This is a genomic window from Hephaestia caeni (genome assembly GCF_003550065.1).
In the GTDB taxonomy this organism is placed as follows: Bacteria; Pseudomonadota; Alphaproteobacteria; order Sphingomonadales; family Sphingomonadaceae; genus Sphingomonas; species Sphingomonas caeni_A.
This window is the reverse complement of record NZ_QXDC01000004.1, coordinates 607652-632683: the sequence shown is the minus strand read 5'-3', so window position 1 is coordinate 632683 and position 25032 is coordinate 607652. Positions and strand designations below refer to the sequence as shown.

Sequence of the window (25032 nt, the reverse complement as noted above, 5' to 3'; positions counted from 1 at the left end):
TTTCAGGGGGATAGCTATCCTCCGATCACGGTAACCAAAGCGTTAACCAACTGCGCGCGGGCGGAAGCTGTCGGCCTGCGCCTGCTTCCACCAGAAAGCGAGCCGGTCATCACGCGCGCCGTCGATCAGCTCGCCCGGCGCGACGAAGGGATAGATGTCGGTCATCGCGCGCATCTCGGCGACGTTGACGCGCTGGCGCAGATGCGCGGGATCGAGTTGTTCGGGGCTGTCGAGCCCGGCCGCGACGACGATCTCGTGGAGCGCGTTCACCGTTGCCCGATGATAGCGCGCCACGCGTTCCGCCTTGTCGGGGATCACCAGCCCGCGCTGGCGCGCCGGCGATTGCGTGGCGATCCCGGTGGGGCAGGTGTCGGTATGGCACCGCATCGATTGCACGCAGCCCAGCGAGAACATGAAGGCGCGCGCGGCATTGCACCAGTCGGCGCCCAGCGCGGCGTTCATCGCGATCGCCGCGCCCGAGGAGACCTTGCCCGCGGCGGCGAGCCTGACCTTGCCCTTCAGCCCCGCGCCCACCAGCGCGTTGCGCGCAATGATCAGCCCTTCGCGCAGCGGCATGCCGACGCGATCCGAAAGCTCGGTCGGCGCGGCGCCGGTGCCGCCTTCGGCGCCGTCGATGACGATGAAATCGATGGTGATGCCGGTTTCCAGCATCGCCTTCATCACCGCGAACACTTCGTGCGGATAGCCGACGCACAGCTTGATCCCCACCGGCTTGCCGCCCGAAAGCACGCGCATCCTGGCGGCGAATTCGATCAATTCGATCGGGGTGGAGAAGGCCGAATGGCCCGGCGGCGACAGGCAATCCACGCCCTGCGGCACACAGCGCGTCGCAGCGATCTCAGCCGAGACCTTGGCGCCCGGCAGCAGCCCGCCATGCCCCGGCTTGGCGCCCTGGCTCAGCTTGATCTCTGTCATCCTGACCTGCTCGATCGCGGCTTTGTCCGCGAACTGATCGGGATCGAAACGTCCCTCCAGCGTGCGACAGCCGAAATAGCCCGAGCCCAGCTCCCACACGAGATCGCCGCCGTGCTTGAGATGATAGGGCGACAGCCCGCCCTCGCCGGTATCGTGGTAGAAGCCGCCGATCTTCGCCCCCTTGTTGAGCGCCTCGATCGCGTTGGCGCCGAGCGCGCCGAAGCTCATCGCCGAGATGTTGAGCCGCGACGCCGCATAGGGCTTGTCGCACTGGTCGCTGCCGACAAGCACGCGGCTGTCGGCGGGCGCGGCGGCATTGGGCGCAATCGAATGCGCCAGCCACTCATATTCGCCCGAATAGACGTCGAGTTCGGTGCCGAAGGGATGCGCGTCCTCCTGCCCCTTGGCGCGCGCGTAGACGAGCGCGCGCTCGTCATGGCTGTAGGGACGCCCGTCGAGATCGCTCTCGACGATGTACGAGCGCAGGAACGGTCGCAGCCATTCGAAAAACCAACGGAAACGCGCCGAGGCGGGATAGTTGCGCCGCAGCGAATGGCCGTGCTGGAACAGATCGACCAGCGCGACCAGCAGGACGGGGAGGGTGACGACGAGCGCCCACAACACCCAGCGATGCCTCGCGCCCGCCAGCGCCAGCACCACGATCGTCAGCGCCGGCGACGCCCAGAGCAAAACGTTGCGCGACAGCGCCCGATCGGTGAACAGGCCGGCGCCGAGCCCCGCTGATCGCCGTTCTCTCAACCTTCCGCTCGCGTCGGGCTCGCGTTCGTCACCGCGCGGCTCACCGCTCGACGCACATCGCGATGCCCATGCCGCCGCCGATGCACAGGGTCGCAAGGCCCTTCTTCGCGTCGCGCTTCTGCATCTCGTAGAGCAAGGTGATCAGCACGCGGGCGCCCGACGCGCCGATCGGGTGGCCGATCGCGATCGCGCCGCCGTTGACGTTGATCTTGTCCGCGTCCCAGCCCATTTCCTTGTTGACCGACAGTGCCTGCGCGGCGAACGCCTCATTGGCCTCGATCAGGTCGAGATCGGCGATGTCCCAGCCCGCCTTTTCGAGCGCGCGGCGGCTCGCGGGCACCGGGCCGATCCCCATGATCGACGGATCGACGCCGGCCGAGGCCCAGCTTTTGATCGTGGCGAGGATGGGGCTCCCGCGCTTCTCGGCTTCCGCGCGCGTCATCACCACCAATGCTGCCGCGCCGTCGTTGAGGCCGGAGGCATTGGCGGCGGTGACGGTGCCGTCCTTCTTGAACGCCGGGCGCACGCCCGAGACGCTGTCGATCGTCACGCCGCTGCGGATATATTCGTCATCCTCGACGATCGTGTCGCCCTTGCGGCCCTTGACCGTCACCGCCGCGATCTCGTCCTTGAAGCGGCCGTCGGCGCGGGCTTTCTCCGCCTTGTTCTGCGACGCTACCGAGAATTCATCCTGCTCGCCGCGCGTGATCTGATATTTCTCGGCCAGATTCTCGGCGGTGATGCCCATGTGATAGCCGTTGAACACGTCGGTCAGCCCGTCGCTGATCATCGTGTCGACCAGGCTCAGATTGCCCATCTTGGTGCCGCCGCGCAGATTCTGCGCGTGCATCGAAAGCGACATCGACTCCTGCCCGCCGGCAACCACGATCCTGGCGTCGCCGGTCGCCACCGCCTGCGCCGCCAGCGCGACCGCGCGCAGCCCGCTGCCGCACACCTGGTTGACGCCCCAGGCGGGGACTTCCTTGGGCACGCCGGCGGCCATCGACGCCTGCCGCGCGGGGTTCTGCCCCTGCCCGGCGGTGAGCACCTGCCCGAGGATAACCTCTGACACCTCGTCGCCCGCAACCACCGCCTGCGCCAGCGCGGCTTCGATCGCGGCGCGGCCCAGTTCGTGCGCGGGCACGCTCGCGAACGCGCCGAGGAAGCTGCCGACGGGGGTGCGCTTGGCGGCGGTGATGACGATATCCGACATGGGTGGTCTCCGACTGGCGTGATTTGCGCCTCCCTTACGGCGAGCGCGGACGAATTGGTAGGTTCAAGCAGCGGCCGGATAAGTGACGCGATTCGCCGCCACGCGCGCGCCCGGGGTCAGCGTCGCGGGCTCGATCCGGCCGCCGATGATGTGGAACACCGATTCGCCGCGCGCGATCAGATGGTCGGCGACGATCCGGCGGTGGCAGCGCCACCACACCGCCTCGGCGCACATCATCGCGGTGCGCCGTTCGCGCCCCAGCGCGATCAGTTGGTCGAGCCCTTCGGCAAACGCCCGCCCTTGTGCGTAATCGGCATAATTGCGGAAGCTCGCGTTGCGCCACAGTGCGTCGGTCTCCGGCGGCACGTCGCGCGATTTGCCGCGCAATCCCCCCAGCGCGGGCAGCAGCGCATGGCCGATCTGGGACGCGGCGAGGCTATCGGGCAGGCGATCGGCGTTGAATTGCGGATTGGTGCGCGATCGCGGCACCGTGCGGATGTCGGCGACCATCGTCACCCCGGCGGCTTGCAGCGCTTCGGCGAACGCGTCGATCGTCAGCGTCGAATGGCCGATCGTGTAGAAGGGCAGCGCCACGCCCGCGTCAGTCGATCCGCGTCAGCGCGCCGCCCTTGTGCGCGGCGATGTGATCGGTCTTGTCGCTTTTGATCTCATATTGCGGATCGTCCGCCGACGCGCGGTGGCGATGGCCCTTGTAATCGAAATCGGCCGTGTGGACCTTGCGGATTGTGCCCGAAACGTGCCCGGCCTCCGAATTCCAGCGAACGTGATCGCCGACCTTGAAATCGTGGCTCATGGAACCTCCTTCCGTACCGACCAACGGTTCCTGCTCAGTCGGGGTTCCGCACGCCCGTGAGCCAGGCGTCGAGCGGTTCCCACAATTGCGCGCGCGCGCGGCTGCCGACGATCATCCCGACATGGCCCGCCGAAAGGTCGCGGCGATCGGGCAGGTCGGCGGCGCTCGCCGCGGGCACGATCCGGTCGGTCAGCGACACGAAATCCACCGCCGGGCAGGCGAGCGCGGCCGGGTCGACCGCCTTGCCCGCAACCCGCCACTGACCGCTGCCGGGCACGTCGTGGGCGATGAAGTCGAATATCTCGACCCCCGCGGCATAGGGCAGCGGCGCGCCGGCATTGGCCCAATCCTCCAGCTCGACGAAGCTGCGCGCCGCCTCGCCGTCGGGGTCCAGCCGCGCGAATCGCTCGTATTTGGCGATCGTGCGGCCGGGGTCTAGCCGCCAGAAGCCCGTCTGGAGCACCTCCATCGGCACCAGCCCCAGCGCCGCGCAGGCCGGCTCGGCGCTTTGCCACAGCGACGCGATGTCGCGCCGCGCGCGCGGCGAGAAGCCCGCAAACCGCCACGGCGCCGCGATCATCGCCAGCCCCGCCACCGGCATCGCGCACGCCGCCGCCAGTGCCATCGTCCCGCCGAGACAATAGCCCGCGAGGATCGGCGGCGCGTCGAGTCGCGCGAGCAACGGCAGCAGCAGTCGCTCGACATGCCCCGCCACGTCCAGGTCGCGCTCGTCGGGGGAGGGGGCGCCCCAATCGACCAGCAGCACGCGGTGTCCGCGCCCCGCCAGCCAGCGCAGCAATGACCGCGCGCCGAGATCGAGCACGAACGGCGGGTTGATCAGCGACGGCACCACCACCACCGGCGCGCCGTCGCCGCCATAATCGCGCAGGCTCGCGCGGTCTTCACGGTGCAGCGCGGCAGGCGGCGCCCATGCTGCGCGGCGCGGCGCGGCCTGGAACGCGCGCAGCCCGGCCAGCGCGGCGGCCCGCCGTTCGGGCGATGCTGCGGTCTCGCTGCGCAGCATGTCGAGGAAAAGCGGCAGCGGGCGCGGTCCGTGTTGCGGTGCGGTATCGAACGATGGTAGACCGGGCCGAGTCACGTGGGGGTCCTTTGATGAAGAAGCGGAACAGCGACGACACGGTGATCATCAAGAAGTACGCCAACCGGCGGCTCTACAACACCGAGACGTCCTCCTACATCACGCTCGAGCATCTCGCAGCGATGACGCGCGAAGGCCGCGATTTCAAGGTCGTCGACGCCAAGACCGATGCCGATATCACGCACAATGTGCTCACCCAGATCATCATGGAGGAGGAAGCGCGCGGCACGTCGATGCTGCCGGTCAATTTCCTGCGCCAGTTGATCGCGATGTACGGCGATTCGATGCAGGCGATGGTGCCCGGCTATCTCGACGCGTCGATGGACAGCTTCCGCCGCAACCAGGAACAGTTCAAGTCGGCGGTCGAAGGCGCGTTCGCCAATTCGCCCTTCGCCGAGATCACCAAGCGCAACATCGAGATGTTCGAGGCCGCGACCGAGGCGTTCAAGTCGGGTCATCCCGCGCCCGCCTCCGAAGCGAGCAAGGACGATGAGATTGCCGCGCTCAAGGCCGAGATGGCGCGGTTGCAGGACAAGATCGAGAAGCTCGCGAAATAGGCGCGGCCGCTGACGATGAGCATGACGATGACGACACGCGACTGGTGTTTCGCCGCCGCCGGGCTGCTGCTTGCGCTTGCGGTCGGCGCGGGCGTCGCCGATCGCCGTCGCGCGCGGCGGAAGAATGCTGATCGCGTCGGTATCGTCTATTGGCCGACCGTGCAGGTGCTCGCGCTGATCGCCGCCGCGATCCTGGCAAGCATGGGGCTCAATTCGTAACCCTTGTGTTCCTGCGAAGGCAGGAACCCAGGATCACGAGCGCTTCGCTCAATAAAAGCTCGCCAGCGTCAGATCGCGTGTGTCGCCGTTGCACAGGCCGAGTGCGACGATGCGCCCCGGCTGCCCCACCGACCAGCTCGCGATCGCGCTGCGGCGGTAATCCTGCGGAATCGCCTTGCCGTCGATGCTGCAAATCGCCTCGCCGCCCTGCCAGCCGGTCGCCGCCGCGGGTGATCCGCGCATGACGTGCAGCACGTCGAGCCGGCGGCCGTCGGCGCGCACCAGCAGGCCGCTGGTCGATTTGAGCGGCGGCGCGGTGGCGGTGCGCCCCGGCGCCAGCACCATCCGCCCCGCGCCGGGATCGAGCAGCACGCGGTAGCGTTGCAGGAAGCTCGCGCCGATCCGCCCGGCCGCCCCCACACCTTGCGAAAAGCCGCCGCCCCGCTCGACGCGCACCTCGACGTCGGGCGCGGTCAACTGGCCGAGCCGTAGTTGGGGCACGACCGCGAGATCGGTGACGATCGGCCCGCCGAGCCCGAACGAGATCGCCGTCGTCATCGTCCGGTCGGCGGCCGCCAGCCCTTTCCACGCGTCGGCCGAAAAGGTGATCGACGATCCGTCGCCGGTATCGACGATCATCGGCCGGATGCGCCGTCCGCCCAGCGTCACTTCGCTCTCGTACACCTGCCGGGTCGCCGAGATGGCGAGCGGCGCGGTGACGCCGGTGAACGGCAGCCGGCCCGATGCCAGCAGGCGGAAACGATGCGCGTCGTAATCAATGTCGAGCGCGTAGCGGCCGATCAGGTCGCGGCCGACGAGCAGATCGACCGGCATCGATTCGCCGGTCGCGATCGCGGGTAGCTCGACCACCGCGATCCGCCCGCCCGTTCGCGTCACCCCGCCGAGCACGAGCTTGCGCGTCGCCGCCCAGGCAAGCGGCACGGCACCGCCGATCGCGTCGGCGGTGCCGTGCTCGACGATTCGTTCGCCGGTCGCCGCGGCATAGCGGCGCGACATCACCGAATAGGAAACCCCGGTATCGAGGATCGCGGTCGCCGGATGGCCGTCGACCGTCATCGTGAAACGAATCTGGTTGCCCTCGGTCAGGTCGAACGGCACCCAGCGCGCTTCGGCGTCGGTCGCGAGGATGCTCACCGGCGGCACCGTCCTGAGCGGCGGCTCGGCCGCGCCCAACAGCGCGAGCAACATCAGCGGGGCGGCGAGGCGACGCATCGATCCGTCGATACTATGGAACGCTTCGGCGCGCCAGCGGCGTTGTCAGGCCCCCGCCGGCGCATAAAATTTCACACGTCATCCCCGCGAAAGCGGGGATCCAACTCCCGCGCTAGCCTCAAGAACGGCGGTTGGGAGATGGGTTCCCGCTTTCGCGGGAATGACGGAAGGGAGCATTTACAGCGTCGCTTCGAGATACGCCTGGTCGAACCCGAACTGCCGCGCCTTTTCCAGCGTATAGGGGCGCAGCCCCATCGACTGGTATTCGCCCACGATCTTCCCGTCGGCGCTTTCGTCGTGATATTCGAACTTGAACAATTCCTGCGTCACGATCACCGGGCCTTCCATCCCGATCACCTCGGTGACGTTGGTGACGCGGCGGCTGCCGTCACGCAGGCGCTTGACCTGGACGATGAGATCGACCGAATCGGCGATCTGGCGGCTGATCGCTTCCTTGGGCACCTTGATGTCGCTCATCATCACCATGTTCTCCATGCGCGCGAGGCATTCGCGCGGGGAGTTGGAGTGGAGCGTCGCCATCGAGCCGTCGTGGCCGGTGTTCATCGCCGACAGTAGGTCGAAACATTCGGCGCCGCGAATTTCGCCCAGGATAATACGGTCGGGGCGCATACGCAGAGCATTCTTCACAAGGTCGCGGATCGTGATCTCGCCCTGGCCTTCGAGGTTGGCGGGTCGCGTCTCGAGCGGCAGCCAGTGCGGCTGCTGAAGCCGCAATTCCGCCGCGTCCTCGATCGTCAGCACACGCTCGCCGGGGTCGATCATCTTGGAGAGCGCGTTGAGCATCGTCGTCTTGCCCGAGCCGGTGCCGCCCGAAATGACGATGTTGAACCGGCACGCGCCCGCGATCTTCAAGGCGGTCGCCATCTTCTCGGACATCGATCCGAACTTGGCCATCATATCGAGCGTGATCGGCTTGGCGGAGAATTTACGAATCGAGATCGCAGTGCCGCGCAAGGAGAGCGGCGGCACGATCACGTTGACGCGACTGCCGTCCTTCAACCGCGCGTCGGCGAGCGGTGTGGTCTGGTCGACACGCCTGCCGACCGAGTTGCAGATCCGCTGCGCGATCTGGAACAGATGCTCCTCGTCGCGGAACTGGATCTGCGCGATCTCGAGCTTGCCCTTGCGTTCGATGAAGGTCTGGTCGGGGCCGTTGACCATGATGTCCGAGATGTCGGGATCGGCGAGCAGTTCCTCGAGCGGCCCGAGGCCCAGCAATTCGTCGACGAGCACCTTTTCGAGCGCGAACTGCTCGCGCCGGTTGAGCGTCAGCTTCAGCTCGGCGAGCACTTCGCCGATGATCGGGCGGAATTCCTCGGCCAGCTCGTCCTTGTTGAGCGTGGCGGCGGCTTCGGGATCGACGCGTTCGAGCAGGCGCGGCAGCACCTGTTCCTTGATCCGGTGGACCGAGGCCTCGAAGCCCTCGCTGCGGCTCGATCCCGCTTCGCCCGACGCGGCCTGCCGTTCGGCGAGCCGGGCCAGCGCGTCGGGCTGGGCGGGCGCGCTCTGGCTCGACAGGTCGGCGACGCCGCCCGCATCGTCGAACGATTCGGGTACGGGCAGCGGCGGAAACTGCTCGCCGCCCTGCGGTTCCGCGGGCTTGGCCGGCGCGCCGCCGTGCATCGGCCGCGCGACGCCGAAGGCGGGCCGCGCGCCCGTTGGTCCATTGCGTCGTCCGAAAGCGCTCATGCCGTGCTCATCCTCGCGAAAGTCCTGCGCGAGAGGACTAGGGCGCAAGGCTTGAGATTTGACTAACCACTTTCCTGCCCACTGGAGGCGACCTGCGAATCCCGCTACGTCCCGACGCGATGTCCGCACCCACCCCGATGATGGCCCAGTATCTCGCGCTCAAGGCCGAGGCCGAGGATTGCCTGCTGTTCTACCGGATGGGGGATTTCTTCGAATTGTTCTTCGACGATGCGCATGTCGCGGCGGCGTGCCTCGATATCGCGCTCACCGCGCGCGGGGCGCACGAAGGCGAGAAGATCCCGATGTGCGGCGTGCCCGCGCACGCGGCCGAAAGCTATCTCGCGCGGCTGATCAAGGCCGGGCACCGCGTCGCGATCGCCGACCAGACCGAGACCCCGGCCGAGGCGAAGAAGCGCGGCGGATCGAAGGCGCTGGTCGCGCGCGGCATCGTTCGTGTCGTCACCGCGGGCACGCTGACCGAGGAGGCGCTGCTCGATTCGCGCACCGCCAATTGGTGCGCGAGCGTGGGCGAGGCAGCGGGCGAGGTCGCGATCGCCGCCGCCGATATCTCGACCGGCCGCTTCGAGATCATCGATTCGAGCGCTGCCGGCCTCGCCGCCGATCTGGCGCGCCTCGCCCCCGCCGAGACGATCGCTGCCGAGGGCTCGGCGCAGGCGACCGTCGCGCGGCCCAAAGCCGATTTCGACAGCGCGCGCGGCGAGGCACGATTGAAGGCGCTGTTCGGCGTCGCAACGCTCGACGGCTTCGGGTCGTTCTCGCGCGCCGCGCTCGCCGCGGCGGGCGGGCTGGTCCATTATCTCGATCACACCGCGCGCGGCAGCCTGCCCTTCCTGCGCCCGCCGCGGCTGATGCGCGCCGCCGAGACGATGGCGATCGACCGCGCGACGCGCGAAAGCCTCGAACTCACGCTCACCGCCGCCGGCCAGCGCAAGGGCAGCCTGCTCGACGCGGTCGATCGCACCGTCACCGGCGCGGGCGCGCGCCTCCTGGGGCAGGATATCGCCGCGCCGCTGATGGATCGGGCGGCGATCGACGAGCGGCTCGATCTGGTCGCCTTGTTCCACGACGACGCCCCGCTGCGTGAGACGCTGCGCGCGGCGCTGCGCGCGCTCCCCGATATCGGCCGCGCGCTCGGGCGGATTGCGGCGGGGCGGGGGAGCCCGCGCGATCTCGGCCAGTTGCGCGACGGGCTCGACGGCGCGTGGCGGCTGGGCGAGCGGCTTGAGCGGATCGATCCCGCGCCGGCCTTGCTCGCGCATCTTGCCCCCCGGTTACGCGGCCACGGCGCGCTCATCGATCTCTACGCACGCGCGCTCGTTCCCGCGCCACCGATCGATGCCGGCGACGGCGGCTATATCGCCGAAGGCTACGATGCCGCGCTCGACGATCTGCGCGCGACCGGCGCCGGTGGCAGGCGGGCGATCGCGGGCCTCGAGGCGGATTATCGCGCGCGCACGGGCATCGCCGCGCTCAAGGTTCGCCACAACAACGTCCTCGGCTATCATATCGAGGTGCCCGCGCGTCACGCCGACGCGCTGATGAAGCCCGACAGCGGCTTCACCCACCGCCAGACGCTCGCGGGCGTAGTGCGCTTCAACGCCGCCGATCTGCACGAGGCTGCGCTCAAGGTCGGGCAGGCCGGCGCCCACGCGCTCGCCGCCGAGGCCGCGCACCTCGAAGACCTGATCGAGGCCGCATTGCAGGCCCGCGAGGCGATCGCCGCCACCGCCGACGCGCTCGCCCGGCTCGATGTTGCCGCCGCGCTTGCCGAACGCGCGGTCGAAGGTGGCTGGACGCGCCCCGACCTCGTCGATCATCCGTGCTTCGAGGTCGAGGGCGGCCGCCACCCGGTGGTCGAGGCGGCGTTGGCGGTACGCGGTGAGCGCTTCGTCGCCAACGATTGCCGGCTGTCGGAAGACTCGCGGCTGTGGCTCGTCACCGGCCCCAATATGGGCGGCAAATCGACCTTCCTGCGCCAGAACGCGCTGATCGCGGTGCTCGCGCAGGGGGGCGGCTACGTCCCCGCGACCGCCGCGCGCCTCGGCCTCGTCGATCGGCTGTTCAGCCGCGTCGGCGCGTCGGACAATCTCGCGCGCGGCCGCTCGACCTTCATGGTCGAGATGGTGGAGACCGCCGCGATCCTCGCGCAAGCGACGCCGCACTCGTTCGTCATCCTCGACGAGGTCGGGCGCGGCACCTCGACCTATGACGGCCTCGCGATCGCCTGGGCGGTGGTCGAGGCGATCCACGAGGACAATCGCTGCCGCTGCCTGTTCGCGACACATTATCACGAGCTGACCCGGCTCGCCGAACGCTGCGACGCGCTATCGCTCCACCATGTCCGCGCGCGCGAATGGAAGGGCGATCTCGTCCTCCTCCACGAAGTCGCCGACGGCCCCGCCGATCGCAGCTACGGGATCGCGGTGGCGCGGCTCGCGGGGATGCCGCCCGCCACCGTCGCTCGCGCCAAGGCGGTCCTCGACAAGCTCGAAGCGGGCCGCGCGAAGACCGGCGGTCTCGCGGCGGGTCTCGACGATCTGCCGCTGTTCGCCGCCGCGGTCGAGGCCGAGGAAGCGCACACCGATGCCCTGCGCGACGACCTCATCGCGCTCGATATCGATGCGATGACCCCGCGTGACGCGCTCGACGCGCTCTATCGGTTGCAGGCGCTGGCGCGCGAATAGCTCAGTCGCCCTGCGCCGCCAGCACTTCGGGGTCGGCAGCGAGCCCGTGCAGATATTCGCGTCGCGCGTCGCTACCCGGCGCAAGGTCGTTCAGCCGGTCGCGCTGCGCGTCGGTCAGCTTGAAGGGGCGATAGCCGAGCGCGGTCAGGCAGTGTTCGAGCATCGCATATTGCATGTCCTTGACCTTCGCGATCTGGCGATCGACGCCGATCATCTGCCCTGCGCGCTGATATTCCAGCGGATCGGTCTCGTCGTCGGTCAGCCGGGTCGCGAGCTGGAACGCCCGCGCGGGGTCGCTGCCTGAAATATCGTGCGCCACCGTCTGCTGCGCACAGGCGATCGAATCGGCGCGATACTGCGCCATGTCCACCCCGGCCTTGCCCCAGCTCCAGCGCGGCGGCCGGTGCTGGGTCGCGGCCGACGCGGCGCTCGCGGCGAGGATCAGGACGGGCAGGGCGAACAGGCGGAGTCGCATCGGGCATCTCCCGGCTGGCAGGCGTTACCCATAGCGCACGATCGCCGCGCGCGCGAGCCGCCGGTCCTCGAGCGAGTAATACAGCCAGATCGCCCGGTCGCGCACGATCACCGAAGCGGCGAAGGCGATGTCGGTCGCGGTGCGGTCGTCGACCGGGGGCGGGATGATCAGCGGTTCGATCCCGCGGTCGATGACGCGGCGGCAATCGCGGTCGAATGCCACCCAGCCGATCCGCCAGCGCGCGTCGCGCGTCGCGCCGTTATAGAACATCACCGGCGAATCGGGGACGTTCATCAGCATCGGCCCGGTCGACAGGTGCCAGTTGTCCCAGGAATTGGGGCGCGGCAGGAACGGCGTCGGCTGCTCGTCCCACGGCCCCGCGACCCCCGGCCCGATCGCCAGCCCGACGCGCGAGGCGTTCTCGGCGGCATATTCGTACCACAGCCGCCAATGCCCGTCGGCGGTCCGCCCGACGGTGGCTTCCTTGGTGTTGCCCATCGTCTTGGACGAGGCGAGCGCGACGCCCTGCTTTTCGAGCGCGTCGAGGCTCGGCCCCGTCGCATAGAGCATGTTGCCGCGGGCAAAGTCCGCCTGGACGCCGGTATAATAGACGACATAGCCGTCGTCGGTCCGCACCACCGTGGGGTCCTCGACCCCGCCAATGTCGATCGCGTCCGGCCCCGGCACGATCGCGGGCGCGTCGTCCATCTCGAAGGTGCAGCCGTCGTCGCTCCAGCCCGCCCAGATCACCCCGGTATCGCTACGGTCGCCCTGCAACGTCGGCACCGCGCGCACCATGATGCCGAGCCGCCCGGTCGATTCCTGCCACACATAGGGGCTCATCAGGTCGCGCTCGGCGAGCAGCGGCGGCCCGTGGAGCGTCACCGGCTCGAGCGCCTCGACCGCGAAGTTGATGCCGGTGCGCTTCATGCGCCCTGTCCCAGCAGCAGCGAGAGCCCGCCGTCGATCGTGAACGACGCGCCGGTCACATAGGCCGCCTCGTCCGAGGCCAGCCAGCGCGCCATCGCCGCCACCTCCTCGGGGCGCCCGGCGCGCCGCATCGGGATGTTCTTCTCCAGGCTCGCCCGATAGTCGGCATCCGCCACCGCGCGCGCGTTCATCGGCGTCAGGATCATGCCTGGCCGGATCGCGTTGACGCGGATGCCGCGCGCCGCCTCCTCGATCGCCAGCGTCTGCACCAGTTTGGTGAGCCCACCCTTAGCCGCGCAATAATCGGCGCCGCCGGCGCGCACCACCTCGGCATGGATCGATGAGATGTGGATCAGCGCTGCCGGCGGGGGCGATTCGCCGCGTCCTTTCAGGAAGCGCCGCGAAACTAGGAACGCGCCGGTCAGGTCGGTGGCGATCGTTGCCCGCCAGCGGTCGGCGGTCATCTCGCGGAGCGGCACGCCCGCCATGTTGACCCCAGCCGAATTGACCACGACCGATGCCGGCCCGAACGCCGCCTCGGCCGCGGTGAAGGCCGCCTCGACCGACGCTTCGTCATCGACCGCGCATTGCACCGTTCTGGCGCGCCCGCCCGCGGCGGTCACCGCGTCGGCGGTCGCCTGCGCCTTGCCCTCGTCCCGGTAATAAAAGACGGCGACATCGTCGCCCGCCGCGCCGAACGCGGCCGCGCAGGCCGCCCCGATCCCCGATTCCGCGCCGGTCACCACGACGCACCGTGTGTTGCCCATAATGTCTCCTTGGATTGGGGAACGCACCAATGGGCCGACGGTTGCGGGCATCGCGCTGTCCTACAAGAACCAAATAGGTTATGTGTGCCTATTTGGGGAGACGGGCATGACGATCGATGATCTGATCGAGGCGGTGATCGCGCGTGAAGGCGGCTATGTCGACGATCCCGCCGATCGCGGCGGTGCAACGCGCTGGGGCATCACCGAAAAGGTGGCGCGCCAGCGCGGTTATGCGGGCGCGATGCGCACGTTCCCGCGCGATGAGGCGGTGGCGATCTACCGACGGCTTTATTGGCTGCGGCCGCGTTTCGACGCAGTGGCGGCACGTGCACCTGCGCTTGCGGCGGAATTGTTCGATACCGGCGTCAACATGGGGCCTGCGGTTGCCGGCGGCTTCCTCCAGCGCGCGCTCAACGCGCTCAATCGCGGCGCGCGCGATTATCCCGACATCGCGCGCGACGGCGCGATCGGCCCGGCGACGCTCGCCGCCCTCGACGGTTTCCTCGCACGGCGCGGGGCGGCGGGCGAGGCGGTGCTCGTCAAGGCCGTCGAGGCGCTCCAGGGCGCGCGCTATCTCGATCTCGCCGAAACCCGTCCCGCGAACGAGGTATTCCTCTACGGCTGGCTCGCGAACCGGATCGGTTCATAGCGCGCGACGCTCTCCACTTTCTCCACTTCACTTGCAACCATAGGAACGATCATGAGCATTTTGGACGGCATCATCGGCCCGATCGCAGGGCTCATCGACAAGATCATCCCCGATCCCAAGGCGCGCGACGAGGCCAAGCTCAAGCTGATCGAGCTGCAAGGCGCGCAGGAGCTTGAAGGCGTCAAGGCGCAGCTCTCCGCGATCATCGCCGAAGCACAGGCGGCCGATCCGTGGACCAGCCGCGCGCGCCCGAGCTTCCTTTACGTCATGTACGCGCTGTTGCTCTGGTCGATCCCGATGGGGCTGATCGCCGCGGTCCGGCCGGAAATGGCGCGCGCGATCGCAGAGGGTATGAACGCCTATCTCGCCGGCATCCCGGAACCGCTCTACGCGCTCTTCGGCACCGGTTATCTCGGTTACACCGCCGCGCGCCAGTGGGGTAAGGCGAAGGGTATCGACAAATAATAGCGGCCGGGGTTCGCCCTCCCCCTTCCGGCGCTTCGCGCCTCCCTCCCTCTCCCGCCGGGAGAGGGAAGGGGCCCGCTCGGCGCAGCCGAGTGGGAAGGGTGAGGGCGACCGTGACGATGAATATCCGCGCCCCTATTGCGCCAGCGCGGCGAGCTTGCCCGCGTCGACCGCCGCCACCGCCTGTTTCAAGGTATCGATCGACGGTGCGTCGCCCTCGGCCGATACCGCGAACCGGCTGGCGATCACGGTCGAATAGCTGCCGCTCTTGTCGGCATTGTCCCATTTCTCGCTCACTGCATTGCCGTTCTCGATCGCACTCTTTTCGTAGCCGGTCTCGGTCTGGCGGCTCGATTGGCCGGAAAGCGCGCCGCCCATCGTCGCCAACGCGCCCAGCGCGCCGGCATCGGTGATCGAGAGCGTGAACGCCTGGTCGCCCGCGCTGTAATGCGCCTCGGCATTGCTGCCGCCGATGCCGCCTGCGGCACCGCCCCGGCTCGATATTTCGGTGCGGGTCCACCCGGCGATGCTGGCGGGCAGCATCGCCTGGAGCGCGTCGGGCGCGATCGGCTTGACCTCGCCCGATTGCATCTTCTTCGTCGTCTCCTCCATCTTCTTGGCGGCGGCGTCGAGCTTGCCGAGATCGAGCGTGCCGCCCCCGGGCACGGTCACGGTGCCGCCGGTCGACCCCAGGGTGGGCACCGCCGGCGGAATGATCCGCGTGGTGAGCGCGGCGGTGATCGCGCCGATGACGACGAACAGCACGATCGCCGCGACGATCGTCGCCAGCGTGTACGCCATCGCCTTGGCCGCGGGCGCCTTCATCAGGATCGGCAGGCCGAGGTAGAGCAGGTAGAGGCTGTAGAGCCCCAGGATCGCGCCGATCCAGCCGAGGTTCGGCACGATCTGGAAGACGCCCGCGACCCATGCCGCGGTCGCCGAATAGGCCGCGACCTTCATCGCCTGGATGGGGTTTTTGGTCGCCTCGAACGTGGGGGCGAGCGCGTTGATGATCCACGCGAGCACCCACACGCCGACGAACGCCATGATATAGGCGATGATCGCGGTGGTGATCGCGCCGCCGATGCTCGGGCGATAGTGGAATCCGAGCCCGCCATAGCCGAAGGTCAGCGCGCCGATCAGCCCGGCGACCGGTCCGATCGCGGCGAGCGGTGCCACCCAGCCCTTGAGCAGCGCGCCCGTCGTCGTCGCCTCGGTATCGATGATGGGCCATTCGGCCTTGGGTTGCAGCAGGATGCGCTTGATGCGGTCGGCCATGCCCCGGCTGTCGCCGATCGGTTGCAGATTTTCCGGATTTGTCGCCATGATGCCCCTCTCGTCGTTTCGATGCTGTCTCCAGCGTGCCCGCTTGCGGCGGATGAGGATTGGACGAACTCGACAGCGCCCCCGCGATTGCGGCACGCGGCGCTCTCGCCCATATACCATGCCATGACTGCGAATGACATGAAGTGGCACGGTACGACGATCGTGTCGGTACGCAAGGGCGGCAAGGTCGTGATCGCCGGCGACGGGCAGGTCTCGATGGGGCAGACGGTGATGAAGCCCAACGCCCGCAAGGTCCGCCAGCTCGGCGACGGCAAGGTGATCGCGGGGTTCGCCGGCGCCACCGCCGACGCCTTCACGCTTCTCGAACGGCTGGAGACCAAGCTCGAACGCCATCAGGGCCATCTGATGCGCGCGGCGGTCGAACTCGCGAAGGATTGGCGCACCGACAAATATCTGCGCAATTTGGAAGCGCTGATGATCGTCGCGGACAAGGACACCACCCTGATCCTCACCGGCAACGGTGACGTGCTCGAACCCGAAGCGGGGATCGCCGCGATCGGATCGGGCGGCAATTACGCGCTCGCCGCGGCGCGCGCGCTCGCCGAATATGAACCCGATGCCGAAACGCTTGCCAGGCGGGCAATGAAGATCGCCGCCGAAATCTGCGTCTACACCAACGAGAACCTCACCATCGAGACGCTCGCCAGCGATGCGTGAGCGTGTTCGACAATCCCCTTCCCAACCCACCTCCCCGGCGCAGGCCGGGGCCCCGTTGGGAAGGCGGCAATAATGGAGCGAACCGCCCGATCGGCAATCGTCTCCCATCTGGACCCCGGCCTGCGCCGGGGAAGGAATATCTGGGAGAGGCGCACCCTCCTCGCCGCCGGGGCCACGCTCGCGCTGCCCGGTTGCGCCGCCACCGTCGCCCAACCGCTCACGCCGCGCCCCGCCTGCCTGCCGCGCGTCAAGGTTTCCCGCGATCGCCTGATCCGCACGCTCGTGGGCCTGCGCCCCTATCGTCCGTCGGGCTTCGTCGTCCGCGCCGAGGTGCTTGGGCCCAAGCGCCTCGTCCATAATTACGGCCACGGCGGCGCGGGCATCACGCTGGGCTGGGGCACCTCACGCCTCGCCACCGATCTGGGGTTGCAGGGCCATGCCGGCCCGGTCGCGGTGATCGGTGCGGGCGTGGTCGGGCTCACTACCGCGCGGCTGGTGCAGGAGGCGGGGTTTCCCGTCACGATCTACGCCGCCAAATTGCCGCCGCAGACGACCTCGAACATCGCCGGCGGGCAATGGTATCCGTCGCTGCTTTACGATGGCGACGCGATCACCCCCGCGTTCGAGGCGCAACTCACCGCCGCCGCCTCCTATGCCTACCAGCGCTACCAGATCATGATCGGCGACGATTACGGCGTGCGCTGGATGACCAACTACCAGCTTTCGTCCTCGCCCCCCAGCGCCAGCCGAACCGATCGCCTGATCGCCGGGATGCTGCCCGAATCGACGCTGCTGCCGCCCGGCACTTATGGTTTCAGCAGCCCCTATGTCAGCCGCTTCACCGGCATGATGATCGAGCCGCCGCGCCTGCTGCGCGCGTTGCTGCGCGACATCCGGCTGGCGGGCGGACGCATCGTGGTGCGCGATTTCCACACGCCCGCCGATATCCTGGCGCTTCCCGAGGCACTGGTCTTCAACTGCACCGGCCTGGGCTCGAACCGGCTGTTCGGCGATACCGAGTTGCAGCCGATGCGCGGTCAACTCGCGGTGCTGCTGCCCCAGCCCGAGGTCGATTACGCGCTCGAGACCAGCCGGGGCATGTACATGTTCTCGCGCAGCGACGGGATCATCCTCGGCGGCACCGCCGGCTATGGCAATTGGTCGACCGAGGTCGATCCCGCGACGACCGATGCGCTGCTGTCGCTCCACGCCGATATCGCCGCCGGTATCCGCTGCGGTTGATCCACGCCGGCGCGCATCCGATATGCCGGACAACCCCTTTCCCTTGAGAGAAGAATGAACGACAAGCTTACGCCCAAGACCATCGTCGCCGCATTGGACGAGCATATCATCGGCCAGCAGGACGCCAAGCGCGCGGTCGCCGTTGCGCTGCGCAACCGCTGGCGCCGACAGCAGCTCGACGCCGATCTGCGCGACGAGGTGACGCCCAAGAACATCCTGATGATCGGCCCCACCGGCTGCGGCAAGACCGAGATTTCGCGGCGGCTGGCCAAGCTCGCCGACGCGCCCTTCGTCAAGGTCGAGGCGACCAAGTTCACCGAGGTGGGCTATGTCGGCCGCGACGTCGAACAGATCGCGCGCGATCTGGTCGAAGAAGCCATCCGGCTCGAGAAGGAACGCCGCCGCGCCGCAGTCAAGGACAAGGCCGAAGATGCGGCGGTGAACCGCCTGCTCGACGCGCTGACGGGCAAGGACGCCTCCGCCGCGACGCGCGAAGCGTTCCGCCAGCGCTTCTTCGATGGTCATCTCAACGACAAGGAGATCGAGCTGGAGCTGGACGTCCAGCCGCAGATGCCGTTCGAAATCCCCGGCGGCGGCTCGGTCGGGATGATCAACCTGTCGGATATGATGGGCAAGGCGTTCGGTGGCGGGCAGAAGAAGCGCCGCAAGCTCACCGTCGCGTCGGCGTGGGAGAAGCTGGTCGAGGAAGAGGCTGACGCCCGGCTCGACCAAGACGAGGTCAGCCGCGTCGCGCTGGCCGACGCCGAGGAGAACGGCATCGTCTTCCTCGACGAGATCGACAAGATCGCGGTCTCCGACGTGCGTGGCGGCTCAGTCAGCCGCGAGGGCGTCCAGCGCGATCTGCTGCCGCTGATCGAGGGCACCACCGTCTCGACCAAATACGGCCCGATGAAGACCGACCACATCCTGTTCATCGCGTCGGGCGCTTTCCACATCGCCAAGCCCAGCGATCTGCTGCCCGAGCTTCAGGGGCGCCTGCCGATCCGTGTCGAGCTGGCCGCGCTGACCGAGGACGATTTCGTCGCCATCCTCTCGGACACCAAGGCGTCGTTGCCGCAGCAATACAAGGCGCTGATCGGCACCGAGGGCGTGGACGTGGATTTCGCCGAGGACGGTATCAAGGCGATCGCGCGGATCGCGGCCGAGGTGAACGCGCAGGTCGAAAATATCGGCGCCCGGCGTCTCCAGACGGTGCTCGAAAAGCTGCTCGAGGAAATCAGCTTCGAGGCCGAGAACCGCGCCGGCACCACGCTGACGATCGACGCCGCCTATGTCGACAAGCAGCTCGCGAGCATCGCCCGCAACACCGATCTGAGCCGCTTCGTGCTGTAGCGCTCCTGCTTTCGCAGGAACACTAGGAACGTTTCGAGCGCCCCCCTAACGCTTCGCCCGCTTGTATTCGGTGAAGCTGCCCAGCCGGCAATATGCCGAGGGGATGCTCGTGCCCGGCTCGATCGTGCGGAACATGTCGTTCCGGCACAATTGGCCGCTCTTGATCTCGGTGATCACCGTCTGGCCCTCGCGCAGCGACGGGCAACTGCCGATCACGTCGTTGCGCCAGATGCGGCTGCCCGTCTCGCGATAGAGCAAGGTGGTGTTGCCGATGATCTGCGGCCCGCTCACGTTGCGGGGGTTGACGCAGTCGCTCGTCTTGCCGGTCGCGGCATAGCCGTCGAGTGCCTGGGCGAGATCCTTCTGCGCCTCGGCGCGGGCCTGTTCCTCATACTGGCCGTTGGCGCAGCCCGACAGCGCGGCCACGGCGATCAGGAGCGGGAAGGTGATGCGCATCGCGGGCCTCATTTCTTGTAGGGGATGAAATCGCCCAGCCCGCACGTTCCGCTCGGAATCCGCGATCCGGGCGATACGGTGGTGATGATCTCACCACGGCAGAGCTGCGCGGTCGGTGTCTTGGTGACGAGGATATCGCCCCGGCTCAGCCCGAAGCAGCCGTCGGAGACGTTGTTGCGATATTTCTCGCGCGGCGAATATTCGTAGATGATCGTGCCCGCGAACTTGCGGACGTTCTGGACACGGGTCTGGTCGATACAGCTCTTGGGCTCGCCGGGAGTCAGGCCCTTGAGCGCATCGGCGATCTGGATTTCGGCCTTGGCGCGGCGGTCGGCCTCGGCGGACTGGTTCTGCGCGGTGGCGCACCCGCCGAGCAGCATCAGTGCGATCAGGGAAGTGCGGATCATAAAAACCTCCATGTCGGCCCTTCGCGGTAACGCTTCCATTGCTATGACGGAGTCAGCCGCGAAAACCATCCTTCGCCGTGCGACGGGCCTTCAATTCCGATGCCGAGGCCGCGCGGAGGAAGGGGTTGGTGGCCTTCTCCGCCGCGATCGTCGTCGGCACGGTCGGTTCACCGCGCGCACGCGCCGCATCGACGCGTTTCATCCGTTCGACGATCGAAACGTTGTCCGGTTCCGCCGCGAGCGCAAATCGCCCGTTCGATTGCGTATATTCGTGCGCACAATAGACGATCGTGTCGTCGGAAAGCGCCTTGAAGCGCTGCATGTTGGCGAACATCTGGTCGGCATCGCCCTCGAACAGCCGGCCGCATCCCATCGCGAACAACGTGTCGCCGACGAAGATAATATGGTCGCCCGCGAGGTGGAAGCTGATGTGCCCCGCGGTGTGCGCAGGGGTGTCGATCACGATCGCGACGTGATCGCCGAGCCGCACGGTATCGCCTTCACGCAGGCCGTGATCGAGCGTCGGGATTTTGCCCGCCTCGGCCGCGGGGCCATAGACCTGGGCGCCGGTCGCGTCCTTGATCGCCTGGTTGCCACCGGTGTGATCGGGGTGCCAGTGCGTGTTCCAGATCGCATCGATGCGCCACCCGCGCGCCTCGGCAGCGGCGAGCACCGGTTCGGCCTCGGCGGGATCGACCACGATCGTCTCGCCGCTGCCCGCGTCGTGGACCAGCCAGATATAATTGTCGCTGAGCGCGGGGATGCAGACGATATCCAGCGCGCTCATCTCACCAACTGCCGGTGTTGGGCATCGACGCCCAGGGTTCGGCGGGGGCAAGGATGTCCCCAGCTTGGAGCAGTTCGATCGAGATGCCGTCGGGCGTTCTGACGAAGGCCATATGGCCGTCGCGCGGCGGGCGGTTGATCGTCACCCCGCCATCCATCAACCGCTGGCAGGTCGCGTAGATATTGTCGACGCGATAGGCGAGATGCCCGAAATTGCGCCCGCCCGAATAGGCTTCGGGGGCGCTGCCGTCGTCAGCAGGCCAGTTGTAGGTCAGCTCGACCTCGGCGTTCGCTCGTTCTCCGGGCGCGTTCATATCGCCGGGCGCGGCGAGGAAGATCAGCGTGAAGCGCCCTTGCTCGCTTTCCATCCGGCGGACTTCCTTCAGGCCCAACAGTTCGAAGAAGCGGATCGTCGCGTCGGGGTCGGTGACGCGGATCATGGTGTGGAGATAGTTCATCGGCGGCTCCCGTTGCGTGGCGCCGATCGAGATAGGCGCGCGGGCGCCGCCGCGCTACCCGCTCAACGCCCCGGCGTCGGCGTGAACTGCTGGAGCGCGATGCCCGCCGCACGACCGGCGGCGGTTTCGGGGCCAAGCCGCATCGCCTGGTCCCACGCCGCTTTCGCGGCTTCCTCGTCGCCGGTCGCTGCGGCGATATTGCCCGCTTCGAGTTGTACCGAGGCGTCATCTCCCGCGCGCGTCAACGCCTCGGCGATGTCCTTCTTGGCGCGCGCCCAGTCGTTCATCCGCCGCGCGAGCGTCGCCGACAGCAACCAGGCGAGCGGATCGTCGCCCGCATCGACGAGCGCGGCGTCGATATCGTCACGCGCCGCGGCCAGCGCCCCGGCCGCGACCAGCGCGCGCGCGCGATCGAGATGCGCCTCGCCCAGATGCAGCCCGGTCAGCGTGCCGCCGGCGATCGCGGCGTCGAGTGCGTGCTGCGCGTTCACCGCTTCGCCCGCGGCGAGCCACGCATTGCCCGCCTGCGCCCAATAGCTACCCGCGTCGGGATCGCGCGCGGTCTGCGCATCCTTGGCCGCGCCCTCGAATTCGTCGGCGGCGCCGATCCAGCGCTGCTGGTTGGCGAGCGCAACGCCCAGGCATTGGCGCGCACGGACGCCGCCGCCCGCGGCTTTCCAGCGGATCGCCTCGGTCTCGCCCTCGGCGGGGCGCCGGGTCGCGGCATCGAGGCAGCGATGATAGCGGTCGGCGGCCGAGACCGGCGGGCCGGAAACGGCCTGCAATGCGGCGGCGGCGATGAAAAGCGGCAGCATCAGGTTGCGATCACATCCTCGACCGCCCGAAGGATCAGCGCGATATCGGGGTCGCGCGACAGGCGGTGTTCGCCGTCCTTTATCATCCACGTCTGCACATCGGCTGAACGCAGCCTTTTGGCGAGCCGGAGCGCGATCTCGAACGGCACGTCGCTATCGGCCTGGCCGTGGATCAGCCGCACCGGCACGTCGATCGCGATCTCGCCGTGCATCAGCCGGTTGGCCTCGCCCGACGACCAGAAGGCGCGCGTCGTGAGCGTCGGCTGATCCGAATAGGCGCTCGGCTGTTCGAGCTTGCCGGTATTCAGGATCGTCATCTTCTCGTCGATCGTGAAGCCCCAGTCGGTGAAATCGGGCGCGGCGGCGATGCCGATCAGCCCCGCCACCCGATCGGGCCGCGCGAGGGCTGCGAGCAGCATGATCCAGCCGCCCATCGACGATCCCACCAGCACCACGGGGCCGGTCACCGCCCGGTCGATCATCGTCAGCGCGTCGTCGCGCCAGCCGGCCAGCGTCTGGTCGGCGAACGCCCCCTCGCTGCGGCCGCAACCGGCATAATCGAAGCGCAGATACGCCTGCCCGCGCGCTTTCGCCCACGCCTCCAGCGCGAGTGCCTTGCTGCCCGCCATGTCGGAGGCATAGCCGGGCAGGAAGATCACCGTCGGGCCGGTGCCCTCGGTCAGATGGTAAGCGAGGGCAGGGCGGGGCTGGGTATTGGTATCGGCATCGGACATGGGGGATGTCTAAGGGCGCGCGGGGTGCATTGGAAGCGATGCGCCGCGCCGGCTCCCGAGCCGGGCGCAGTCAGGCACCGCCCTATCGAGCTTTCGTCCGTCATGCCGGATCGGAACCCGTCCGGCATGACGGTTGGGTTGCTGGGGCTCTACTTCAGAAACGTCTCGACTGCCTCGGCGAACGCGGCCGGCTGATCGAGCATCACGAAGTGCGCGCTGTCGGCGACGGGCACGAAGGTCACGTTCGGCGCTGTCGCATATTCCGCCCGATAGAATGCGTCCGCGCGCTCCTTGGGCAATTGTGCCGAGAACGGATAGACGAGCGTGATCGGGGTCGCGATCGCGGCCATGTCGGGGCGCAGGTCGGTCGTCATGTCTTCGTACATCGCCTGGCCCGAGACGCGGGCGTCGGCCGCCGTCACCCAGGCCGCGACCTTCGCCTGCGCCGCCGGGGTCAGCGCCATGCCGGCGGCGGTCGCCTTGGCCTGCGCGGCATCGGGCGTGGGATAGCTCGCCACCATCCGGTCGCGGATCGCCTTCGCCTGCGGCTCGATCTGCGCCACCGTCGCGCCGGGGACGAAGATGTCGCCGACATAGGGCAGCGCATCGACCACCATCAGCTTGCCGACGTCGTCCGGGTGCGCCTTGGCGAGCATCAGCCCGACGAGCCCGCCCATCGAATGGCCGACCACCGCCGCGCCTGAAAGCTTGTTCGCCGCCATGAACGCGTCGAGATCGGCGACGATCCCGTCGAGGATTCCGGGCGCGAGGTTCTTGCCCGGATCGCCGCCGCCGAAGCCGTTGACCTGCACCGTATAGACGCGGTGCGTCGCGTCGATCGCGGGCACGATGCCGTCATAGACGGCGCGCGGGCTGGCAAGGCCGGGGATCAGGATCACCGGCGCGCCGCTGCCGGTCGCCTGAACCGAGATATGGTCCATCTGCGTCGTATCGGCCTGCGTCGTATCGCCCGCCGCGGCGGGCGCGCTATGGCCGGCGGCGGGATGCAGCACCGCCATCATCGTGACGGCGGACGCGAGGATGCGAAGTTTGAAATGCGTGATCATTGGTCGGTTTCCTTGGCGGGATTGATGAAAATCTGTTCGATCGTCAGCCCGAACAGGTCGGCGATCCTGAACGCGAGCGGAAGCGAGGGATCGTAGCGCCCGGTCTCGATCGCGTTGACGCTCTGGCGCGACACCGCGAGCCGCTCGGCCAGATCCTGCTGGCTCCAGTCGCGCTCGGCGCGCAGCACCTTGAGGCGGTTGTTCATGCCGCATCTCGGGTGAATCGTTCGACCAGACCGCGCACGCATTGCGCGAGCCCCCAGGCGGCGCACCAGACGATGAACGCCCAGTAAGCGGGAACATGCGGCAAGACGCCGCCTTCCTCCAGAAAGCCCCAGGCGGTGGCGATCGACAGCATGACCGCCAGCCCCACCATCATCGCGGTAACGGCGCGCTGGCGCACATATTCGTCGGTTTCCTCGACGAGATAGAGGCCCATCACCCCGATGACGGCGATGATCGGCAGCGCGGGCAGGATCGCGAGCGCGACGAGCGCCGCCCCGCTCGGGTGCCACGCATTGATCGCCCAGTTCGCGCCGATCAGCGCGACGACATAGGCCGTCATCGTCGGATAAAAGCGCCGCAGATAGCGCCGCCCGGCTTGCGAGTGCTTGTTCATGTAAAGCTCCCTTTCGAATCAGTAAAGGTAGCTTTACAGACAAGCGTACTTTACGTCAAGGTTGCTTTACACGCACGCAAATCCTGGGGTCGTTGGCCTCACCTTCGCCTTACCTTCGGCGGGATGTTGAAGGCAGGCTTCGGCTCGAAATTGCCCTAAGGGCCGTTCGACATTTAGGTCAGGTCGAGCCGAAAATGGTGGTTTCTCGTGATCCGGAGCGCAGCGTACTTTCAGTACGTGAGCACCGGAAGCGCGGGGAACCGGCATTTGCAGGCCGACATGGGCTGGATGTCGATCGGCCCTATTCGCCGCGCATCCGGCGGCGGTGGTGGCGCATCCGATGGATGATGCCGATCAGCATCAGCACGATGCCGAGGCCGATCGCCACCGGCGCCAGCCATTCGGGGACGGTCGCCCAGCCCGATCGGCGCATCCACAGCAAAGCGATCCCGATCATCGCCAGGAAGATGCCCCAATAGCGCTCGGTGCGGGCGACCCCCATCAACTCGCGGCGATAGGCGCGGCGCTGGGCGGGATCGCGGAGATCGGGTGCCGTCATG

At 68.0% G+C, this 25032-nt stretch carries 29 protein-coding genes; 8 read left to right on the top strand and 21 right to left on the bottom strand.

What is annotated here, in order from left to right:
- Positions 1–42: 42 nt before the first annotated feature.
- The 5 genes from DFR49_RS17610 to DFR49_RS17590 form a co-directional block, all read right to left on the bottom strand.
- On the bottom strand, positions 43–1695 hold the full coding sequence (locus DFR49_RS17610; protein ID WP_119036967.1) for an FMN-binding glutamate synthase family protein: 1653 nt from the start codon (positions 1693–1695) through the stop codon (positions 43–45).
- A gap of 40 nt (positions 1696–1735) precedes the next feature.
- Positions 1736–2908 carry an acetyl-CoA C-acetyltransferase gene (locus tag DFR49_RS17605; RefSeq protein ID WP_119036966.1) on the bottom strand — a complete coding sequence of 391 codons (1173 nt, stop codon included), beginning with the start codon at positions 2906–2908 and terminating at the stop codon, positions 1736–1738.
- Positions 2909–2971: 63 nt separating this feature from the next.
- Complete coding sequence (locus tag DFR49_RS17600) at positions 2972–3502, bottom strand: DUF488 domain-containing protein (RefSeq protein WP_119036965.1); 531 nt, start codon at positions 3500–3502, stop codon at positions 2972–2974.
- 7 nt (positions 3503–3509) lie between these two features.
- Entirely contained in the window at positions 3510–3722 is a 213-nt protein-coding gene (locus tag DFR49_RS17595) for a hypervirulence associated TUDOR domain-containing protein (RefSeq protein WP_119036964.1), read from the bottom strand.
- 34 nt (positions 3723–3756) lie between these two features.
- Complete coding sequence (locus tag DFR49_RS17590; RefSeq protein WP_119036963.1) at positions 3757–4746, bottom strand: alpha/beta fold hydrolase; 990 nt, start codon at positions 4744–4746, stop codon at positions 3757–3759.
- Between the two features lie 89 nt (positions 4747–4835).
- Between DFR49_RS17590 and phaR the strand changes: the two genes are divergently transcribed.
- Positions 4836–5378 (top strand): polyhydroxyalkanoate synthesis repressor PhaR, encoded by a 543-nt coding sequence (gene phaR / locus DFR49_RS17585; RefSeq protein WP_119036962.1) that lies wholly within the window; start codon positions 4836–4838, stop codon positions 5376–5378.
- Between the two features lie 27 nt (positions 5379–5405).
- Complete coding sequence (locus DFR49_RS17580; protein ID WP_147373725.1) at positions 5406–5597, top strand: hypothetical protein; 192 nt, start codon at positions 5406–5408, stop codon at positions 5595–5597.
- 48 nt (positions 5598–5645) lie between these two features.
- Here DFR49_RS17580 and DFR49_RS17575 read toward each other — a convergent pair whose 3' ends face one another.
- A complete protein-coding gene (locus DFR49_RS17575; protein ID WP_119036960.1) occupies positions 5646–6830 on the bottom strand; it encodes an aspartyl protease family protein in 1185 nt (394 codons plus the stop codon).
- Positions 6831–7007: 177 nt separating this feature from the next.
- Positions 7008–8540 carry a TadA family conjugal transfer-associated ATPase gene (locus DFR49_RS17570; RefSeq protein WP_119036959.1) on the bottom strand — a complete coding sequence of 511 codons (1533 nt, stop codon included), beginning with the start codon at positions 8538–8540 and terminating at the stop codon, positions 7008–7010.
- A gap of 137 nt (positions 8541–8677) precedes the next feature.
- Between DFR49_RS17570 and mutS the strand changes: the two genes are divergently transcribed.
- Positions 8678–11245, top strand: a complete 2568-nt coding sequence (mutS, locus tag DFR49_RS17565; protein ID WP_119036958.1) for a DNA mismatch repair protein MutS — start codon at positions 8678–8680, stop codon at positions 11243–11245.
- Position 11246: 1 nt separating this feature from the next.
- Here the strand turns inward: mutS and DFR49_RS17560 are convergent, their stop codons facing one another.
- From DFR49_RS17560 to DFR49_RS17550, 3 genes are read right to left on the bottom strand one after another with little or no spacing between them, the layout of a single operon-like run.
- Entirely contained in the window at positions 11247–11720 is a 474-nt protein-coding gene (locus DFR49_RS17560; protein WP_119036957.1) for a hypothetical protein, read from the bottom strand.
- A 24-nt stretch (positions 11721–11744) separates the two neighbouring features.
- Complete coding sequence (locus DFR49_RS17555) at positions 11745–12650, bottom strand: glycoside hydrolase family 130 protein (RefSeq protein WP_119036956.1); 906 nt, start codon at positions 12648–12650, stop codon at positions 11745–11747.
- A complete protein-coding gene (locus DFR49_RS17550) occupies positions 12647–13417 on the bottom strand; it encodes an SDR family oxidoreductase (RefSeq protein WP_211325928.1) in 771 nt (256 codons plus the stop codon). The genes DFR49_RS17555 and DFR49_RS17550 overlap by 4 nt, the downstream gene beginning before the upstream one ends.
- Before the next feature lie 106 nt (positions 13418–13523).
- Between DFR49_RS17550 and DFR49_RS17545 the strand changes: the two genes are divergently transcribed.
- Together DFR49_RS17545 and DFR49_RS17540 are read left to right on the top strand one after the other, a co-directional pair.
- Positions 13524–14066, top strand: a complete 543-nt coding sequence (locus DFR49_RS17545) for a glycoside hydrolase family 108 protein (RefSeq protein WP_119036955.1) — start codon at positions 13524–13526, stop codon at positions 14064–14066.
- 51 nt (positions 14067–14117) lie between these two features.
- The gene (locus tag DFR49_RS17540; protein ID WP_119036954.1) at positions 14118–14531 is read left to right on the top strand and encodes a holin family protein; all 414 of its coding nucleotides are present in this window, start codon (positions 14118–14120) and stop codon (positions 14529–14531) included.
- A gap of 135 nt (positions 14532–14666) precedes the next feature.
- On the opposite strand, the gene DFR49_RS17535 is transcribed toward DFR49_RS17540, so the two are convergent.
- Positions 14667–15857 (bottom strand): Yip1 family protein, encoded by a 1191-nt coding sequence (locus tag DFR49_RS17535; RefSeq protein ID WP_170151049.1) that lies wholly within the window; start codon positions 15855–15857, stop codon positions 14667–14669.
- 138 nt (positions 15858–15995) lie between these two features.
- Here DFR49_RS17535 and hslV point away from each other — a divergent pair, with 138 nt between their 5' ends.
- The 3 genes from hslV to hslU all read left to right on the top strand — a co-directional run bounded on the left by hslV (position 15996) and on the right by hslU (position 19130).
- Complete coding sequence (gene hslV / locus DFR49_RS17530) at positions 15996–16535, top strand: ATP-dependent protease subunit HslV (RefSeq protein WP_425454957.1); 540 nt, start codon at positions 15996–15998, stop codon at positions 16533–16535.
- Positions 16536–16607: 72 nt separating this feature from the next.
- Positions 16608–17777: an FAD-dependent oxidoreductase gene (locus DFR49_RS17525; RefSeq protein WP_119036951.1), complete on the top strand. Its 1170-nt coding sequence runs from the start codon at positions 16608–16610 to the stop codon at positions 17775–17777.
- Positions 17778–17831: 54 nt separating this feature from the next.
- Positions 17832–19130: an ATP-dependent protease ATPase subunit HslU gene (gene hslU / locus DFR49_RS17520; protein WP_119036950.1), complete on the top strand. Its 1299-nt coding sequence runs from the start codon at positions 17832–17834 to the stop codon at positions 19128–19130.
- A gap of 45 nt (positions 19131–19175) precedes the next feature.
- Here the strand turns inward: hslU and DFR49_RS17515 are convergent, their stop codons facing one another.
- The 10 genes from DFR49_RS17515 to DFR49_RS17470 all read right to left on the bottom strand — a co-directional run bounded on the left by DFR49_RS17515 (position 19176) and on the right by DFR49_RS17470 (position 25031).
- Positions 19176–19586 carry a DUF6491 family protein gene (locus tag DFR49_RS17515; RefSeq protein ID WP_119037289.1) on the bottom strand — a complete coding sequence of 137 codons (411 nt, stop codon included), beginning with the start codon at positions 19584–19586 and terminating at the stop codon, positions 19176–19178.
- Positions 19587–19594: 8 nt separating this feature from the next.
- Positions 19595–19993: a hypothetical protein gene (locus tag DFR49_RS17510; protein ID WP_147373724.1), complete on the bottom strand. Its 399-nt coding sequence runs from the start codon at positions 19991–19993 to the stop codon at positions 19595–19597.
- A gap of 52 nt (positions 19994–20045) precedes the next feature.
- Positions 20046–20780: a hydroxyacylglutathione hydrolase gene (gloB, locus tag DFR49_RS17505; RefSeq protein WP_119036948.1), complete on the bottom strand. Its 735-nt coding sequence runs from the start codon at positions 20778–20780 to the stop codon at positions 20046–20048.
- 1 nt (position 20781) lies between these two features.
- Positions 20782–21237, bottom strand: coding sequence for a VOC family protein (locus tag DFR49_RS17500; protein ID WP_119036947.1), 456 nt, complete (start codon positions 21235–21237; stop codon positions 20782–20784).
- 62 nt (positions 21238–21299) lie between these two features.
- A complete protein-coding gene (locus DFR49_RS17495; RefSeq protein WP_119036946.1) occupies positions 21300–22052 on the bottom strand; it encodes a tetratricopeptide repeat protein in 753 nt (250 codons plus the stop codon).
- On the bottom strand, positions 22052–22786 hold the full coding sequence (locus DFR49_RS17490; RefSeq protein WP_119036945.1) for an alpha/beta hydrolase: 735 nt from the start codon (positions 22784–22786) through the stop codon (positions 22052–22054). Before DFR49_RS17490 ends, DFR49_RS17495 begins: the two co-directional genes overlap by 1 nt.
- 149 nt (positions 22787–22935) lie before the next feature.
- Positions 22936–23853 carry an alpha/beta fold hydrolase gene (locus DFR49_RS17485; RefSeq protein WP_119036944.1) on the bottom strand — a complete coding sequence of 306 codons (918 nt, stop codon included), beginning with the start codon at positions 23851–23853 and terminating at the stop codon, positions 22936–22938.
- Entirely contained in the window at positions 23850–24059 is a 210-nt protein-coding gene (locus DFR49_RS17480) for a helix-turn-helix transcriptional regulator (protein WP_119036943.1), read from the bottom strand. Before DFR49_RS17480 ends, DFR49_RS17485 begins: the two co-directional genes overlap by 4 nt.
- Complete coding sequence (locus tag DFR49_RS17475; RefSeq protein WP_119036942.1) at positions 24056–24472, bottom strand: hypothetical protein; 417 nt, start codon at positions 24470–24472, stop codon at positions 24056–24058. The genes DFR49_RS17480 and DFR49_RS17475 overlap by 4 nt, the downstream gene beginning before the upstream one ends.
- A gap of 301 nt (positions 24473–24773) precedes the next feature.
- Positions 24774–25031, bottom strand: coding sequence for a hypothetical protein (locus DFR49_RS17470; protein WP_119036941.1), 258 nt, complete (start codon positions 25029–25031; stop codon positions 24774–24776).
- Position 25032: the final 1 nt, after the last annotated feature.